Genomic DNA, 16,292 nt, shown 5'->3' on the forward strand with positions numbered 1-16,292 from the left:
AGCAGGCGGGCGATGGAGCTCAGATTCGAAGAGTACTGTGATGCGGATCTTTCCCTGATCAGGGACTATTACGAGACGACGTTTTCCCACTATGTACCGGATCTGGCCGAACGGATCTTCGTGGTACGGGATGCCCATTGGCTGGTGGGGGCCGTGCGCCTGCGCGACGAACAGGACTATTACCACCTGTGCGGTTTCCGGCTGTTGCCGCACTACCAGTCATTGGGGCTGGGTTCCCGGCTGCTGCAGCACGCCTGCAGCGATCTGCTGGACAAGCCCGTGATCTGCCACGCCTTGCCCTTCGAGAAACCCTTCTACCTCAAGGCGGGCTTTGCCCACCTTCCCCTGCATGAACTCGACGGACCGCTTCATACCCTCTATCACCAGCAGCGCGAACAGGGTTATCAGATCGAGCTGCTGGTGCGTCAGGCGATGGCCACTGTCTACAACTGATCCTTCGGCTTGGTCAGCAGGTGGATCTTGCCCGGTGACAGCTCCAGCCCCAGCAGGTTCTCCTTGAGCCAGGCTTGGTTGGGATCCTTGTCGTCGAGCTTGTAGACGGGCTGGGTCTCCAGCCGCTTCTCCATGCTCTGCAGCAGCATCCTCAGCATGAAACCGAACTTCTGCTCCGCCGCCGCGGGCTCCAGCTTGTAGTCAATCAGCTTCATGTTGTCGAGAAAGAGCGCGCTCTGGGCCTTGTCGTAGCGCGGCCTCGCCTCATAGGTCATGTTCAGCAGGGCATCGTACTGGGTCTGGTCCGGCAGGGAGATCTTCAGTTTCCCCTTGCCAAAGACCCTGGCGGTATCCGGACTCTGGCGACCGATCTGGACATCGCTCTGCTCGAGCTGGACATGGGCCTTGATGATGCCGGGCAACTCCAGCTGTTTGTCGACTTGCACCTGGGATTGCAGGTACTGGTTTATCTGTTGCTCATTGATGTCATATGAGCCTTGACCTAGCATGGCCAGACTCAGCAGCATAGATTGCAGGATCATGCTAACGACCTGATAGAATGGGTTTGTCCCACAGCATACCATTGTGGCCCTGTGGGATCTGCCCATGCCCTTTGTTCATAACACCAAGGAGTCGTCTTGCTCGACGGTCTGGAATACGACATTCAGTTGCTGTTCTCCCGCTTTCTCGGCTGGCTGTTGCTGTTGTTTCACACCGTGATAGTCGCGGGGATCTCCCTGCGAGTGGTGATGAAGCGGCGTCCCATAGGGGTATCCCTCGCCTGGCTGGCGCTCATCTATGCCATTCCCTTCGCCGGGGTCGGCTTCTATGTGCTGTTTGGGGAGATACGGCTCGGCCGCAAGCGGGCCGAACGTGCCCAGGCCATGTATCGCCCTTACGCCATCTGGATCCGCCAGCTCGCCCGCCTCTTTCCCCAGCACTGCTGCGAGGTGGGCAGCAAGGCTCGCCCGCTCCATGATCTGATCCAGGGACGGCTGGCCATGCCCATGCTCTCGGGCAACCGGATGACGCTGCTGCACAGGCCCGACACCATCATTCAGGAGATAGTGCGCGACATCCGCGGCTCCTCCCAGTCCTGCTACCTGGAGTTCTACATCTGGCATCCAGGCGGGGACGTGGACGCGGTGTGCGAGGCCCTTGTCGAGGTGGCGGCGCGCGGCGTGGATTGTCGCGTGTTGCTCGATTCCGTCGGCAGCAAGACCTTCTTCCGCTCCGGTTGGCCTAAGTCGCTGCGCGCGGCCGGGGTCAAGGTAGTGGAGGTGCTGCCGGTGGGTGCCTGGCGCATCCCGTTCCAGCGCCAGGACTTGCGCATGCACCGCAAGCTGGTGGTGATAGATGACAGGGTCGGTTACACCGGCTCCATGAACATGGTGGATCCCCGCTTCTTCAAGCAGGATGCCGGTGTCGGTCAGTGGGTCGACATCATGATCCGGGTGCAGGGGCCAGTGGTGCCCCTGATGTGGTCCACCTTCGTCTGGGACTGGGAGATGGAGACCGGCGAGCGGCTGCTCGACAGCCTGCAGCACGAACCCGAGGCCTGGCCGCAAACCAACTATCGGGCCCAACTCATCCCCTCAGGCCCCTTCGTCGGCGGTGACTGCATCCAGCAGAGCCTGCTGCTGGCCATCTACCAGGCACGCCACCACCTGGTGCTGACTACCCCCTATTTCGTACCGGACGACCCCTTGGCGGCGGCTCTCTCCTCGGCTGCGGCGCGGGGCGTGCTGGTGCAGCTGGTGCTGCCGGCGCGCAACGACTCCCTGATGGCCAACCACGCGAGCAACTCCTTCATGGAGGATCTGCTGGCGGCCGGGGTCGAAATTTACCGCTATGATGCCGGTCTGCTGCACACCAAGAGCGTGCTGGTGGACGACGACTTCGCCCTGGTGGGCACGGTCAATCTCGACAGACGCAGCCTCTGGCTCAATTTCGAGATCACCCTGCTCATCGACAACCCGGTGTTTGTCGCCGAGATGAATCAGCTGGTGCAGGGCTACATGCTGGAGGCGACCCCCATGTCGCTGACCCAGTGGCGGGCCCGTCCCTGGTACAAAAAATTGCTGGAGAACATCTTCTACCTGTTCAGCCCCTTGCTGTGACAGTCGAGAATGGGCCATGAGCCGGGATCTGGCTTGCTTGTGTTCCCATCCTCCCCGTAGAGTGCGCCTATGCACCCGCCATAGAAAAATCAGGAGTAAGAGAGCAGATGAAAAAGACAGTGGCCATGGCTGCCGGAGCGGCATTGGTGGTGGGGGGGCTGGGCGCCTGCTGGTACACGGGCAATGCCTTCGATCGCATCCTGGGGGAGCAGATCGTGAGGGCCAAGCAGGAGAGCGGGGTCGAGATCACCTGGTTACCCACCAGCGAGAACCTGTTCACCCGTGATGGGGTGCTCAAGGTGGTGGTAACACCCCAGACGCTGGCGAGTTTCGATCCCCAGATGGCGGGAAGCGAGCCCATAGAGCTGCAGCTGCGCGTCAACAGCCGCCTGCTGCCGCTCTATATCAAGAGCAACATGCTGCTCGACACCTCGGCGGGGACCCTGGCCCCGGTCTTCACCGCCCTCGGCATGCAGCAGTGGCAGCTTGGCCTGGAGTCGGCCAGCAGCCTCTGGACCATGAGCAACAGCTCCCGTTTCTGGGCCAGCGACTTCAAGGTCAAGGAGGGGCTCAACGAGTTCAGCTTCCTGCCCCTGAGCGGGGATTATCGCGGGGATCTCGATGGCAATGGCCACCTGGTCTTCCAGTGGCTGGGCATGACGGTCCACGATGCCCAGAGCAAGATGGATCTGGCCCTGGCGGATCTCAAGGGCAGTGCCGACATGGCCGAAATCAGCGGCATCTGGCTCTCTCCTAACAGCGAGATGACGCTGTCCGCTCTCTCCTTGCAACTGCCGGAGAGCGTCAAGCTCTCATTGCAGGGGGTCAGCACCAACACCCAGCTGGCGGGGGATGATGCCCAGACCCTCTCCAGCCGCTATCAGATGAAGGTGGCGACCCTCAACCTGGAGAACGAGAGCGACAGCCTGGCTCTGACCCAGGGAAGTCTGGATCTGGCGCTCAAGGGGCTGGATCTGGAGGGCTATCAGACCCTGCAGGAGGCCAGCAGCCAGCGGGTGGACGAGGCGGCTATCCAGCAGGCGCTGGACAAGATGCTGCAACGGGGCGCCACGCTGGAGCTGACCGATCTCAGCGCCCAGCTCAACGGCGAGCCCGTCAGCCTGAAAGGGGAGGCCAAGCTGGCGCCAACGACCCTGGCACAGCTGATGGGAAGCGAGGAGGGGATGCAGGCCCTGTCCGGGCTGCTCAATGCCAGCCTCGGGGACCAGCTGGGCAAGGCGGTGCCGCAGCTGGCGCCCATGCTGGCCCAGTTCACGGCCCTGGGTTATCTGAAGGCGGAGCCGGCGCACCTCAATGCAGAGCTCAAGCTCGACAAGGGGCTGGTCACCATCAACGGTCTGCCCCTGCCTCAATAAGCGCAGCCAGACGAAAAAGGCTCCCTCGGGAGCCTTTTTGCTGGGCGTCGAACGACGGACAGGGTTACTTGAACACCACAGTCTTGTTGCCGTAGACGAAGACCCGCTCGTTCAGCACCAGCTCCAGGGCACGGCTCAGCACGGATTTCTCCACATCCCGTCCCGCCTTGGCCATGTCGTCGGCGCTGAAGGCATGGCCCACGTGGATCACGTCCTGCTCTATGATGGGACCTTCATCCAGGTCGTCGGTGACGAAGTGGGCGGTGGCACCGATCAGCTTGACCCCGCGATCGAAGGCCTGACGATAGGGGCGGGCACCGATGAAGGCGGGCAGGAAGGAGTGATGGATGTTGATGAGCTTGCGCGGATAGGCCTCCACGAAGCTCGGGGTCAGCACCCGCATGTACTTGGCCAGGATCACGTAATCCGGCTGGTAGCCGTCGATGAGGGTGCGCACCTGCTCTTCATGCTCGGTGCGGCTGAGATCTTCATGGCTCACGGCATGGAAGGGGATGTCGAACTTGCCCGTCAATTCTGCGAGCGTGTCGTAGTTGCCGATCACCGCCACTATGTCCATGTCCAGCGCACCGGCGTAGTTTTTCATCAGGATGTCGCCGAGGCAATGGGTCTCCTTGGTGACCAGGATGACGATGCGCTTCTTGCCCGCCTTGACCAGACGGCGCTGGGCGCCCGCCGGCAGGGCGTCGTCGAGATCCGCCAGCAGGGTCTCGTCATTGAAACGCCCCTCCAGCTCGGTACGCATGAAGAAGCGGCCGTTTTCGTGATCCACGAACTCGTCGTTCTTGTTGATGTTGAGCTGGTGCTTGTAGCAGATGTTGGTGATCTTGGCGATCAGCCCCTTGGCGTCGGGGCAATCGGTCAGCAGTATTTTCTTTTCCATCTCTGTCATGATTCCGTTTGTGGTGTTGGCGCCCGAGTCTGCGCGGGCTGCACGTTTTTGCTGGCACTATGCCATAAACAAAATCAGAAAGGACAGCGCGCCGTGCAGCTGAGTGGCAAGTCGCCAGCGGGCGGCGGTGCGCGGCATCCTATTCATCTTTGATGGGTTTTGGGCTGGTATCCTGCGTTTTTTTTCTTTAGGCTGTCTGCGCTTATTCTCAGGGCGGGGTGAAATTCCCCACCGGCGGTATCCCGATCTGACTCGGGGAGCCCGCGAGCGCCCGACCCGGTATTGCACCGGGACGGGGTCAGCAGATCCGGTGAGATGCCGGAGCCGACGGTCACAGTCCGGATGAAAGAGGATAAGACAGATATTGCAGTCATGGCTCCCGCGGGCCGGCTGCTGCATACCTATCTCTGTCTGCCTTTCCATGCCCTGATTCTGGTCCTTGTCTTGTTTAGGAGTCTTACCATGAATCAGTCTCTACTCAGTGAATTTGGTGATCCCATTGCCCGCGTCGAAGCCGCGCTGGCCGCATTGCGTGCCGGCCGTGGCGTGCTGGTGGCCGATGATGAAGATCGGGAGAACGAGGGCGACCTCATCTTCGCCGCAGAATCCATGACCAACGAACAGATGGCCATGATGATCCGCGAGTGCTCCGGCATCGTCTGCCTCTGCCTGACTGACGAGCGGGTACGCCAGCTCGAGCTGCCCATGATGGTGGAGGCCAACTCCAGCCATTATCAGACCGCCTTCACCGTGACCATAGAAGCGGCCCAGGGTGTCACCACGGGTGTCTCCGCCGCCGACCGCATCACCACCATCCAGGCCGCCATCGCCGACGGCGCCCGGCCATCGGATCTACATCGCCCAGGCCATGTCTTCCCGCTGCGTGCCCGCACCGGCGGCGTGCTGACCCGGCGCGGCCATACCGAAGCCACTGTCGATCTGATGCAGCTGGCCGGCCTCAAGCCTTACGGGGTGTTGTGCGAGCTGACCAAGGCCGATGGTTCCATGGCCAGGTTGCCCGACCTGGTAGCCTTTGGTCGCCAGCACCGGATGCCGGTGCTGACCATCGAAGATCTGGTGCAATATCGTCAAATGCTGTCAGAACGTTCGGCTTAAGCTTCATACGAAATTGTAATAAGGGCATTTTTTGGTTACGCTTGGTGCGAACCTCATCCAGAGCACTCGTTTTTGACTTAGATTTGCACAGAAAGTGTGCGTTTAAAAAAAAATGAGGGTTTTAATGCATTTATCTGTGATGGGGCCTATCCAAACTCGTATTTATTTGTGCCATAATCACGCCGCTTGCTAAACGTCTGGCGAGTTAAAGGGAGCTTTAAAAATGAAGAAAATGTTGTTGGTAGGTGTTGTTGGTCTGTCTGCCCTGCTGGGCGGTTGTGCAAACACCAGCGAACTGGAAACTTCCGTTCAGAATCTGTCTAACAAAGTTGACCAACTGGCTCAAGATGTTAGCGCAGTTCGTGCTGATCAATCCAAGATGGCTGCTGATATCGCAACTGCTAACCAAGAAGCAGCTCGTGCTAACCAGCGCATCGACAACATGGCTACTTCCTACAAGAAGTAATCCATGCGAAAAAATGGCGCATTTTAATGCGCCATTTTTTTTGCCTGAAATTCGTCATTTCCCTTATTACTGCACTGCCCGCCTGAACAAGGCAATGCCGATTGCTCGGCATCCCCTGATATCTTCATCGATCAATAAAGCAGGCTATAGAGCTTGCGACGATAACTCTGCGCAGCCGGGTGTGCCCCCATTGTGGTCAGGATATCGAGATAGATCTTCTTGGCATCGCCAAACGCCAGATCGCGCTTGAGAATGTTGAACAGCAACGCCAGGGCTTCTTCCTGACGGCCAACCTGACTGTATTGCACCGCCAGCTCCTGGCTGAGGGCGTCGTCGTCCGGTGTCTCGGCGTGACGCTGCTCCAGGGCGCGCAACTCGGGGCTGTCGCTAGCTTGCAGCGCCAGGGCCAGGCGGGAACTCAGGGTCTGATAGTGATCATCCTGTGCCACCATGGGAATGGTCGCGAGCAGGGCCTGCGCCTCATCCAGCAGAGCCAGATCCAGCGCCGCCTGCACCAGCCAGAGGCTGATGTCGTGACGCTCGGGGGCCAGTCGGTGGGCCTGGGTGAGATGGGCATGGGCCACATCTGCCTGACCCTCAGCCAGGGCTTGCTGACCCTGCTCGAGCAGCAGCTCCTCTTCCTTGGCGGCGAAGGCGGCGAAGTACTGGCGCAATGTGGCCTCATCTTGCGGGCCTTCCAGGATGGCCTGCTCGTCCGGGCGCCCCTGATGGAACAGCACCAGTGCGGGCAGCGCGCGCAGACCCAGCTGGCTGGCCAGGGGTTGCAGCTGGGGATCGTTCATGTCGACCTTGGCCAGGGTGACTGCGGGATTGGCCGGGCCGACCAGGGTTTCCACCAGCGGGGTCATGCCCTGGCATTCTGGCATCTGCGGGGCGTGGAAATAGATGACGACCGGCTTTTTCATGGACGCATCGATCAGTTCGGCGTGGAAGTTCTGGGGATTGATGTCGACGATCATGAGGCTGACTCTCGGAAAATGGTGTGGATCAACATGGGGTCCAGGGGCGTGGATTTCAAGCGCTCGTCCAGCAGGTAGCCATTGATCTGGCGAGTCGGAGCGGCGAGGCTCAGCCAACCGCTGCCAAAACGCCAGTCCAGCACCTGATAGCTCCGGGTATCGAGCCGGTTGTCCAGCCGCCACCCCTCTTTTGGCACAAAACGCACCTTGTCGAGCCCGGCGGCAATGCCGGCCCCCTGGGCTTTCAGCACCGCCTCCTTGCGTGACCAGAGCCGATAGAAGGCCGAGGCCTGCTCCCAGGATGGCAGGGTGCACAGCCACTGATATTCGTCAGGGGCATAGAAACGCTGGGCCAATGGCAGGACGGGGCGCTGGCGCAAGCCCATTTCGACATCCACGCCGAGGGGGCCTTGCTGGCAGAGGGCGAGCACCAGCCAGTCCCCGCTGTGACTGAGATTGAACTGCCAGTCATGGCTGACCAGGGTGGGCTTGCCGTGCTCGCTGGTGCGAAACAGCAGCATATCGGGCGGACAGCCAAGCCGCTCGGCCAGCAGGCGGCGCAGCAGTATCCGGCCGAGCAGGTACTCTCGCTGGCGGCCAGGCTGGCGGATCTCATGCCAATGGCGATATTCGTCCGGCGAGAGCTCTGATTGCAGCCTGATCAACTGCTCGGCGTCGATGAGCGCCGGTTTTAACAAATAGAGATCCACATAGAGCATAATATTTCACTTTAAAATGAGGTCGAAACAGCGATAACGATCCGTTTTGACAGGGCAAAACCGCTACTTTTGCGATTGTATATTGTTTGGCCATGATCACATTAATCATGCAAAACAGTGCATTTCCTTGCAAAAATGTGAGGTCGATAGGGATTTTCGCTTGCCTCGATAGAATTCTTGGATATAGTCGGGTGCTGTTGCCTTATAAATTGCCCTGTCGGGCTGCATTTTAACAAGTTTCACTCTATTTGCGGGGATAAAGGATTGCGCCACCTGATGCTACTGCTGGTCGCGCTCGGAATGGTGGGTTGTGCTTCTGCACCCCAGACCGAGGTCGCGAGCAAGATCGAGGTTTCCATGATGGAACCCGTGATTGAACCTGAAGTTTCACCCACACCAGATGTCAACGAAATCCTGACCGTATACAAAGAGTGGCGTGGTGTCCCTTACCGCATGGGGGGCAGCAGCCAGCGAGGCATAGATTGCTCCGCCTTCGCCCGTGAAGTGTTCCGCAATGCCGTCGGCATCGAATTGCCCCGCGATACCCGCTCCCAGGTTCATGAAGGCACCCGCGTTTCCAAGCAGGATCTGGTGGAAGGGGATCTGGTCTTCTTCAAGATCAACCGCCGCCTCAATCATGTGGGCATCTATGTCGGCAACGGTGAATTCATCCACGCCTCCACCCGCGCCGGGGTGACCCGCTCCAAGCTAGACAACTCCTATTGGCGCAGCAAGTTCTGGCAGGCACGCCGGATCGAGATCTGAGTCAGGCTGGACAAACGGCTCGCAGTACGGACTGTTTTTCCAACCTCACTTGAACCGGGCTCCTCGAAGCCCGGTTTTTTATGGCTCTCGTTTAGACTTTCCCTGACCGACTCTCTATAGTGTGGCCCCTCGATCCTCGGCAGGCCCAGCATGAAGACCCAGCACAAATCCGGATTGCACCCGCGCAATCGCCACCAGACCCCTTACGATTTTGACGCCCTCTGTCAGCGTACTCCCGAGCTGCTGCCCTTCGTGTTCGTCAACGAGCATGGCACCCGGACTCTGGATTTCGCCGATCCGGCCGCCGTCAAGGCGCTTAACCGGGCCCTGCTGGCGTTGCACTACGGCATCCAGCACTGGGATCTGCCGCCGGGCTACCTCTGTCCTCCCATTCCGGGCCGGGTCGATTATCTGCATCGGGTGGCGGATCTGCTGGCCGAGAGTGCGGGGGAGGTGCCAAAGGGCAAGGGGGTGCGGGTGCTGGACATAGGTGTCGGGGCAAACTGCATCTATCCCCTGCTGGGGGCCCGTGAGTATGGCTGGCGCTTCGTGGGATCGGATATCGACCCTGTGTCGGTCAAGGCAGCGACCCTGCTGGCGGCGAGCAATGGCCTGGGCAGCCAGATAGCGTGCCGCCATCAGGACAACCCCAAGCAGATCTTTCGCGGCGTCCTGGGGCCGAAGGAGCGCTTCGCCCTGACCCTGTGCAACCCGCCGTTCCACGCCTCTCTGGCGGAGGCGAGCAAGGGGACTGAGCGCAAGCTGCGCAACCTCGGCAAGGCGCTGACGGGGGCTCCAGTGCTCAACTTCGGCGGACAGAAGGCGGAGCTCTGGTGCGAGGGCGGCGAGGCGGCGTTTCTGGCCGGCATGATAGAGCAGAGCAAGGAGTTTTCAGGCCAGTGCCTCTGGTTCAGCTCGCTGGTGTCGAAAAAAGAGAATCTGCCTGCCGCACGAAAGGCGCTGGCTCGGGTGGGGGCTCAGGATGTCAGGGTGATCGACATGGCGCAGGGCAACAAGGTGAGCCGGATCCTGGCCTGGAGCTTCCTGGACGAGGCGAGCCGCACCGCCTGGTGGTCTGCCCCCGGCCGCTGAGTGAAAGGGGGTGTTGAGAGCAAAAACACCCCAGATAGCCTCCTTTTCCTGCCTTGACGGTTTCCGTCCAGGAGCCGTCACTGCAATCGTTTTTCTGCTTTGTTCCTGCCCGTTATTCCCTGCGTGTTAGTGACCACTTTCATCCCCGGTACAGTTGTACGCCGAGATTTTTTTGTACTTACCTGTGAAACTTTCATAAAATGGGACTGGTTAGACCTCTTTACAGGCTTTGAATCGAATAGGGATCGGTACATGAAAGTTGTCGATTTTCTGAAGCACAAGCGCGAAATCCTGGCGCAGCACCCCTTTGAGCTCAAGGATTGGCTCTCTCCGGCGATCCGTGACTACTGGCGTGAGTTTCAGCAAAAGGCACATCTTCACCCTTTGCTGGGACGGGTGCTGGATCTCCAGGCGGAGCAGTCGCAGGTGCGGCAGCAGCGCGCATCCCAGGCTCAGGCGGTCAACAGCCAGCCGACCCTGATCGAAGAGAATGCGGTGGAGCTGAGTGGCGAAGCCGCCACCCTCTACGCCGAGCTGCAGGCCCGGATCGGGGAAGAGACCCATGTGGGTGAGTGGTTGCAGATAAGCCAGGGGTTGATCGATCAGTTCGCGGCGGTGACCGGGGACCATCAGTGGATCCACACCGATCCCGAGCGTGCGGCGGCCGAGTCGCCGTTCAAGACCACCATTGCCCACGGTTTCCTGACTCTGGCCCTGCTGCCCCAGCTCACCGGCTCGGTGGACGAGGCGACGCCGGAATTCCCGAGCGCCCGCATGGTAGTGAACTTCGGTCTGGAGCAGGTTCGCTTCCCGTATCCCATCAAGGTGGACAGCAACATCCGCGCCCGTACCAAGCTGTCCAGAGTGACCCCCATCAAGGGTGGGCTCGAGCTGCTCAAGGAGATCAAGATAGAGATCGAGGGGATCCGCCGCCCTGGCTGCGTCATCGAGTCGGTCACCCGTATCTATTTCTGACGCCCGTCCCTCACGGCGATACACACAGGCCCACTTCGGTGGGCCTGTGTCGTTTCCGGGTCCCTAGAAGCTGGCGCCCAGGGTGATGATATGGCGCCACTCCTTCTCGCTCAGGCTGGTTCTTGCGTCCTGATAATCGAGCCAGGCGTCGTCCCAATCCAGCTCGCTCGACCAGGAGAGGCGCAGGTGATCGTTGAAATAGTAACGAAGCCCCAGGCTGCCGCTGATGGACTGCCGTCTGGTCAGATAGGGTGAGGGCTGGTCGATGAACTTCTCATAGCGCCCCTTGCTGAAGAGTTCAAACTTCTCCTGCCACAGCTCGAGGGGCTGGCGATAGTCCCACCCTAGGCTGAGGAAGGGGTAGTTGATGATCCGCTCGTCGAACAGATCCGAGTTGCTCCACACATCAGGGGTGAAGTAGGCCCGCTCCAGACCCAGCTGGCTAATAAGCTCCAGACGGCGTCGATTGTCATTCCAGAAGCGGTAGCCGGGGCCGGAGGCATAGTCTATTTCAAGGTATCCGGCCTCGATCAGGTTGTAGTCGATGTCGATGGAGGAGCTCAGGAACCAGTGGTCGTCGAAGAAGAAGTCGAGCTTGGGCTTGAGCTTGTATTCGTGGCTGTCGGTGATGTTGTTCGCCGTCTCGTAGATATATTCGCCATCCAGGCTGTAACGCCAGTCCAGATTGGCCAGCTCGGTGGAGACCTTGAGGTTGACGTTGTTGGTCTTCTTGGTGTTCTCCTTGAGCTTGATGTTCAGGTCGCTGGTACCGGTCAGGAGCCAGGCATTCACTTCGTCAGGGGAGTCCAGCAAGGGGATCCCCGTCTTGGTCAGCGGCTTGGGTTTCTCCTGTTTGTCCAGGCGCCAGCGCTTGATGGCATGGCGCTGGACTGTCAGGGCCTTGCTATAGGATGGCTTGATGCGGATCTGATCGTCCGTGATCTCTTCTATGGTGCCGGTCAGGCGATCGCCGTTCTGCATCCATAGTATGTCCGCCAACGCCGCTGAGCCCGGCAGCAGGGTCAACAGGAGCGCCAGCAGGGGAAGGCCGCATCTCGTCATGGTGATCTCCGGGAGAGTCTTAGCCGCTGATGGGGCGGGGCAGCCCGTTCTTGTCGTCGAGCAGGGCCGTCACCCGGGAGCCATCTATCTCGGGGGCCGCGATGAACTGCTCGACCTCGGGGGAGAGCACCAGCGGGGCACCCTCGGACATCTCCTCCTCGGTGCGGGAGAGGGGGGAGTGCACCTCCAGCCAGCGGCGACCGTCCGGCTCCAACGCCGTCTTGACCGGCTGGTTGATCACCTGTACCCGGGTACCGACAGGTACCAGGCTGAACAAGGTCTCTATGTCGTCCGGGCGCAGCCGGATGCAGCCCGCGCTGACCCGCAGACCGACCCCGAACTCCTTGTTGGTGCCGTGAATGAGGTAGTCCTTGTTGCCATAGCCCAGGCGCATGGCGAACTTGCCGAGGGGATTGTCCGGGCCCGGGGGCACCACGGCCGGCAGGTCTATGCCCTTTTGCTCCAGCCAGGACTTGCGCACCATGGGGCCGGGTACCCAGGTCGGGTTCGGATTCTTCGCGATGACTGTGGTGGTCATCTCAGGGGTCTCGCGGCCTATGTCACCTATGCCGATGGGTAGCACCATCACCTCCGCCTTGTCCTTGGGGAAGTAATAGAGGCGCAGCTCCGGCAGATTGATGACGATGCCCTCCCGCGGCACATCGGGCAGCAGCATCTGGGTCGGCAGGGTCAGCCGGGTGCCTGGGGTGGGCAAATAGGGATCTACCCCCGGATTTGCCTCGAGCAGCGCCAAAAAGCCAATCTGGGTATGTTTGCCAACCAGCTCCAGATGATCGCCAGGTTGGACTATGTAGTCTTCCAGCTCACCGATGAGACGGCTGTCCGCTGGCGGAAGCGGATAGGTTTTCGACCAGGCCGGCGTGGTCCAGAGGCTGGCAACGGCCAGCAGCAGTGAGACGATACGGGTATTGTGCATGGTGTTTCCTATCGGCAGTTCTCGAGGGAAGCGCTTCCCTCCCCAAAAATGAGCGGAGATTGTCAACCAATCGACCGGGGATTACCAGCGCCGGACCACCCTTCTCCCGGGCCGGATTGAGGCATGTCGAGGGGGATTCTCGGCCCTCAGCCCCCGGTTTGTCGGGGAAAGGCGGATAAGCCTGAGTCGGTGCCGGGGTGGTCGGCCCTGAGACCATGTCTGACACCTTGGCGCCGCACGTCGGCAAGCAGGCCTGGGCCTGGCAAGGGGAGGGGGAGTCGGCACAGGCTGACGGTTTAATAGCCAGTCGTCTGATCTGCAACGAGATTTACGTTGATTTCCCGACTCGGGTTGGGTCAATATGAGGGCCCGCGGAGAGATGCCGGAGTGGCCGAACGGGATTGACTCGAAATCAATTGTGGCAGCAATGCCACCCAGGGTTCGAATCCCTGTCTCTCCGCCATTTACCAAACCCAACTTGTCAAACAGGTTGGGTTTTTTGTTTATGTGCTGTTTATGGTGCGCGGCCATAGTGCATGGCATTGAGCCTGAGGCATGACACCCGCGAGGAAGTGGTGGTAATACCGGCGCATACTGCCGTACTCGGTTCTGTGAAATCCACATATCTTCATCGCCAGCGCACCCTCACTCACCAGAGGGCTGCCCCTTTGCCATCGGCAAGCGGCAAAAAAACAGCCGCAAGGCGGCTGAAAAAATCGAGTCATCGACCATGACCCGGCTGTAGGCATTCGATCAAACCGGTTGCACTGCGGCGCGCCAGGGCATCGGCATGCGATGGGGGCCTGCTCCAGGCCCCTTGAATATCAGAGATGCCATGACTGTGCAGATCATGGCTTCACGGCGATCGCCACTGTGTGACTGTGCGCTCTTCTTCTCATGTGCGAAGACCCGAGCGGCCGCCACCTCGGGAGGCCGCCCGGGATTGTCAGACTTCCACCTTGAGGGAGGCCATGTCGATGACGAAGCGGTACTTCACATCGCTTTTGAGCATCCGTTCATAGGCATCGTTGATATCTTGCATGGCAATCACTTCCACATCCGACACTATGTCGTGTTGGCCACAGAAATCGAGCATCTCCTGAGTCGCAGCCATACCACCAATCATGGAGGCCGCTACCGCCTTGCCGCCGATCACCATGGGCATGCTGTCCAGGGCCGGTTCGAGCGGGCCAAGATAACCCACCAGCACCAGAGACCCCTTGAAACGCAGGGTGGAAATGTAGGCATTGAGATCGTGCACATAGGGCACGGTATCGACGATGAGGTGGAAGTGACCCGCAACCTGAGCCATCTGGGCGGCATCGGTCGAGATAACGACCTTGTCGGCGCCGAGCCGATGGGCATCCTCTTCCTTGCCGGGCGAGCGGGTAAACAGCGTCACTTCGGCACCCATCGCCTTGGCCAGCTTGATGGCCATATGGCCGAGACCGCCGAGTCCCACGACGGCGACCCGGCTGCCGGGGCCGATGTCGGCGTTTTTCAGGGGTGACCAGGTCGTGATGCCGGCGCACAGCAGCGGCGCCGCCCCCTGCAAGGCGAGGTTATCGGGAATGTGCACGACGAATCCCTCCTTGACCACGACCTTCTCGGAATAACCGCCTTGGGTCAGGCTGCCATCGATACGGTCGGGGGCGCCGTAGGTGTAGGTTGCTGTCTCGCTGCAGTGTTGCTCATGGCCCTCTTCGCACGCCTCGCAATGACCGCAGGCGTCCACCATGCAGCCGACCCCGACCCGGTCGCCAACCTTGAATCTGCTGACCTGGCTGCCGATGGCAACCACCCGGCCGATGATTTCATGGCCCGGCACTATGGGATAGCGGGTCCAGCCCCAGTCATTGCGGGCGGTGTGCAGATCCGAATGGCAGACGCCGCAGTAAAGAATGTCGATCTCCACATCATCGGGGCGTGGCAGTCGGCGAGTGATGGGATGAGGTGCCAGCGGTGCCGTGGCCGAGGCGGCCGCATACGCGTTGACGGATTTAATCATGGTGTTCTCTCCGATGGGGTGGCAACAGTTGCCGGGGTATCTCTGTGCAACGCAGGGGCTGCACGGCGTCTTGAGCGGGTTGAGTCACGGGATCGGAGCATCATCCGTTCACCTGGGAGGGATGGAGCCGCTTGCCGCTGCCGACCACCAGCGTGGCCACCATCAACAGGGCGGCGCTGCCAATCAAGGTGGCGCCTATGGTGTAGTGATCGAGCAGCCAGCCACCGATGCCGGCCCCCAGCATGATGGAGAGCTGGATGGCGGCAACGATGAGGCCGCCGCCACTCTCGGGGGCATCGTGGATCCCCCGGGCTATCCAGGCTGACCAGGCAACCGGAATGGCGGCATTGATGGCACCCCACAGGGTCAGCATCAGCGCGACGCCCCAGAAGGAGTGCTGCATGGCGAGCAGGCCAAGGGTGATGAGTGCAAGCATCAGGGGCAGCCATCGCAGCAGCCGATAGAGGTGACGATGCAGGGTGGCGCTGGCCACAGTGGTGCCCACGAATCCGGCCATTCCCAGTGCCAGCAGCAGGGAGGAGAGTTCCGGCAGGCTGGTTTGGGTACGCGTCTCCAGAAACGGTCGGAAGTAGGTAAACGCACAGAAGGCGCCAGCAAAGGTGAGCATGACGCCGAGCATGGCCATCGCCACATTGGGCCGTTTCAGCAGCCCCAGCACTTGTGCCACGCGGCGATCGCTTTGCATCGAGGGCAGGCTGACGGCCATCCACAGCAGGTTCAGCACCACCAGCGGTGTAAGCAGCCAGAACACGCCCCGCCAGCCGATGATGCCACCCAGATAACTGCCGAGCGGAGCGGCAAAGGCGGTGGCGACGGCATTGCCGGTGTACATGAGGCCGAGGGCCCTAGGCACCGAGTCGGGGGACACCAGCCTCATGATGGTGGCGGTGGCCAGTGCCCAGAATCCACCGACCACCACGCCCAGCAGGGCCCGGGCCAGCATCAGCAGCGCAAAGTTGGGGCTTAGCGCGATCAGGATCAGGGAGAGCAGCATCACCAGTGCCAATACCATCAGCACATGACGCCGCTCATGGTGGGCGCAGACCCGGGTGACCAGCAGGCTGGCGACGACGGCGAAGAGACCCGAGATGGAGATGGCAAGGCCCGCCTGGCCATCGCTGGCACCGAGATCGCGGGCGATCGGGGTCAGCAGGCTGACCGGCATAAACTCGGCGGCGATCAGCAGAGTCACGCAGAGGGACATGGCCCCCACGGCCCCCCAATGTTCTTGTACTGCGGGGAGGGATTCGACAGCGGCATGATGAGTCTTCATTTTACGACCTGATATTGAA

Annotated in this window: 16 protein-coding genes, 1 tRNA gene and 1 riboswitch; of the genes, 9 read left to right on the forward strand and 8 right to left on the reverse strand. The window is 60.5% G+C overall.

From position 1 onward, the window contains the following. Positions 1-12: 12 nt before the first annotated feature. Positions 13-453 (forward strand): GNAT family N-acetyltransferase, encoded by a 441-nt coding sequence (locus ACFWHB_RS05950; protein ID WP_374048927.1) that lies wholly within the window; start codon positions 13-15, stop codon positions 451-453. Here ACFWHB_RS05950 and ACFWHB_RS05955 read toward each other — a convergent pair. Then, positions 444-995, reverse strand: coding sequence for a DUF1439 domain-containing protein (locus ACFWHB_RS05955; RefSeq protein WP_162520035.1), 552 nt, complete (start codon positions 993-995; stop codon positions 444-446). The genes ACFWHB_RS05950 and ACFWHB_RS05955 overlap by 10 nt on opposite strands. Before the next feature lie 96 nt (positions 996-1,091). On the opposite strand from ACFWHB_RS05955, the gene cls reads away from it, so the two are divergent. Together cls and ACFWHB_RS05965 are read left to right on the forward strand one after the other, a co-directional pair. Next, positions 1,092-2,573 carry a cardiolipin synthase gene (cls, locus tag ACFWHB_RS05960; protein WP_395949658.1) on the forward strand — a complete coding sequence of 494 codons (1,482 nt, stop codon included), beginning with the start codon at positions 1,092-1,094 and terminating at the stop codon, positions 2,571-2,573. Between the two features lie 107 nt (positions 2,574-2,680). After that, on the forward strand, positions 2,681-3,949 hold the full coding sequence (locus ACFWHB_RS05965; RefSeq protein WP_395949659.1) for a DUF945 family protein: 1,269 nt from the start codon (positions 2,681-2,683) through the stop codon (positions 3,947-3,949). A 64-nt stretch (positions 3,950-4,013) separates the two neighbouring features. On the opposite strand, the gene purU is transcribed toward ACFWHB_RS05965, so the two are convergent. After that, on the reverse strand, positions 4,014-4,850 hold the full coding sequence (gene purU / locus ACFWHB_RS05970) for a formyltetrahydrofolate deformylase (RefSeq protein ID WP_042650512.1): 837 nt from the start codon (positions 4,848-4,850) through the stop codon (positions 4,014-4,016). Between the two features lie 209 nt (positions 4,851-5,059). Beyond that, positions 5,060-5,217, forward strand: a riboswitch (FMN riboswitch). 104 nt (positions 5,218-5,321) lie between these two features. Between purU and ribB the strand changes: the two genes are divergently transcribed. Next, positions 5,322-5,975, forward strand: a complete 654-nt coding sequence (gene ribB / locus ACFWHB_RS05975; RefSeq protein ID WP_106886160.1) for a 3,4-dihydroxy-2-butanone-4-phosphate synthase — start codon at positions 5,322-5,324, stop codon at positions 5,973-5,975. Between the two features lie 223 nt (positions 5,976-6,198). Further along, complete coding sequence (locus ACFWHB_RS05980) at positions 6,199-6,441, forward strand: Lpp/OprI family alanine-zipper lipoprotein (RefSeq protein WP_025327798.1); 243 nt, start codon at positions 6,199-6,201, stop codon at positions 6,439-6,441. A gap of 131 nt (positions 6,442-6,572) precedes the next feature. Here the strand turns inward: ACFWHB_RS05980 and ACFWHB_RS05985 are convergent, their stop codons facing one another. Next, positions 6,573-7,421, reverse strand: a complete 849-nt coding sequence (locus ACFWHB_RS05985; RefSeq protein ID WP_395949660.1) for a tetratricopeptide repeat protein — start codon at positions 7,419-7,421, stop codon at positions 6,573-6,575. After that, a complete protein-coding gene (locus ACFWHB_RS05990; RefSeq protein WP_395949661.1) occupies positions 7,418-8,140 on the reverse strand; it encodes a 4'-phosphopantetheinyl transferase family protein in 723 nt (240 codons plus the stop codon). The genes ACFWHB_RS05985 and ACFWHB_RS05990 overlap by 4 nt, the downstream gene beginning before the upstream one ends. 276 nt (positions 8,141-8,416) lie before the next feature. Between ACFWHB_RS05990 and ACFWHB_RS05995 the strand changes: the two genes are divergently transcribed. The 3 genes from ACFWHB_RS05995 (at position 8,417) to ACFWHB_RS06005 (ending at position 10,972) form a co-directional block, all read left to right on the forward strand. Further along, positions 8,417-8,905 carry a C40 family peptidase gene (locus ACFWHB_RS05995; RefSeq protein ID WP_025327795.1) on the forward strand — a complete coding sequence of 163 codons (489 nt, stop codon included), beginning with the start codon at positions 8,417-8,419 and terminating at the stop codon, positions 8,903-8,905. 150 nt (positions 8,906-9,055) lie between these two features. Then, on the forward strand, positions 9,056-9,997 hold the full coding sequence (gene rlmF, locus ACFWHB_RS06000) for a 23S rRNA (adenine(1618)-N(6))-methyltransferase RlmF (protein WP_395949662.1): 942 nt from the start codon (positions 9,056-9,058) through the stop codon (positions 9,995-9,997). A gap of 252 nt (positions 9,998-10,249) precedes the next feature. Continuing rightward, positions 10,250-10,972 carry a MaoC family dehydratase gene (locus tag ACFWHB_RS06005; protein ID WP_111910006.1) on the forward strand — a complete coding sequence of 241 codons (723 nt, stop codon included), beginning with the start codon at positions 10,250-10,252 and terminating at the stop codon, positions 10,970-10,972. Between the two features lie 63 nt (positions 10,973-11,035). Here the strand turns inward: ACFWHB_RS06005 and ACFWHB_RS06010 are convergent, their stop codons facing one another. Together ACFWHB_RS06010 and ACFWHB_RS06015 are read right to left on the reverse strand one after the other, a co-directional pair. Beyond that, positions 11,036-12,034 carry a DUF481 domain-containing protein gene (locus tag ACFWHB_RS06010; RefSeq protein WP_395949663.1) on the reverse strand — a complete coding sequence of 333 codons (999 nt, stop codon included), beginning with the start codon at positions 12,032-12,034 and terminating at the stop codon, positions 11,036-11,038. 19 nt (positions 12,035-12,053) lie between these two features. Beyond that, positions 12,054-12,971 carry a L,D-transpeptidase family protein gene (locus tag ACFWHB_RS06015; protein ID WP_106886166.1) on the reverse strand — a complete coding sequence of 306 codons (918 nt, stop codon included), beginning with the start codon at positions 12,969-12,971 and terminating at the stop codon, positions 12,054-12,056. Positions 12,972-13,344: 373 nt separating this feature from the next. Between ACFWHB_RS06015 and ACFWHB_RS06020 the strand changes: the two genes are divergently transcribed. Further along, a tRNA-Ser gene (locus ACFWHB_RS06020) sits at positions 13,345-13,434 on the forward strand. Between the two features lie 483 nt (positions 13,435-13,917). Here the strand turns inward: ACFWHB_RS06020 and ACFWHB_RS06025 are convergent. Further along, on the reverse strand, positions 13,918-14,979 hold the full coding sequence (locus ACFWHB_RS06025) for an NAD(P)-dependent alcohol dehydrogenase (RefSeq protein ID WP_395949664.1): 1,062 nt from the start codon (positions 14,977-14,979) through the stop codon (positions 13,918-13,920). 100 nt (positions 14,980-15,079) lie between these two features. After that, positions 15,080-16,273, reverse strand: a complete 1,194-nt coding sequence (locus ACFWHB_RS06030) for an MFS transporter (protein WP_392415520.1) — start codon at positions 16,271-16,273, stop codon at positions 15,080-15,082. Positions 16,274-16,292 lie beyond the last annotated feature (19 nt).

It is taken from the genome of Aeromonas mytilicola subsp. aquatica, assembly GCF_044336385.1.
Taxonomy (GTDB): Bacteria; Pseudomonadota; Gammaproteobacteria; order Enterobacterales; family Aeromonadaceae; genus Aeromonas; species Aeromonas rivipollensis.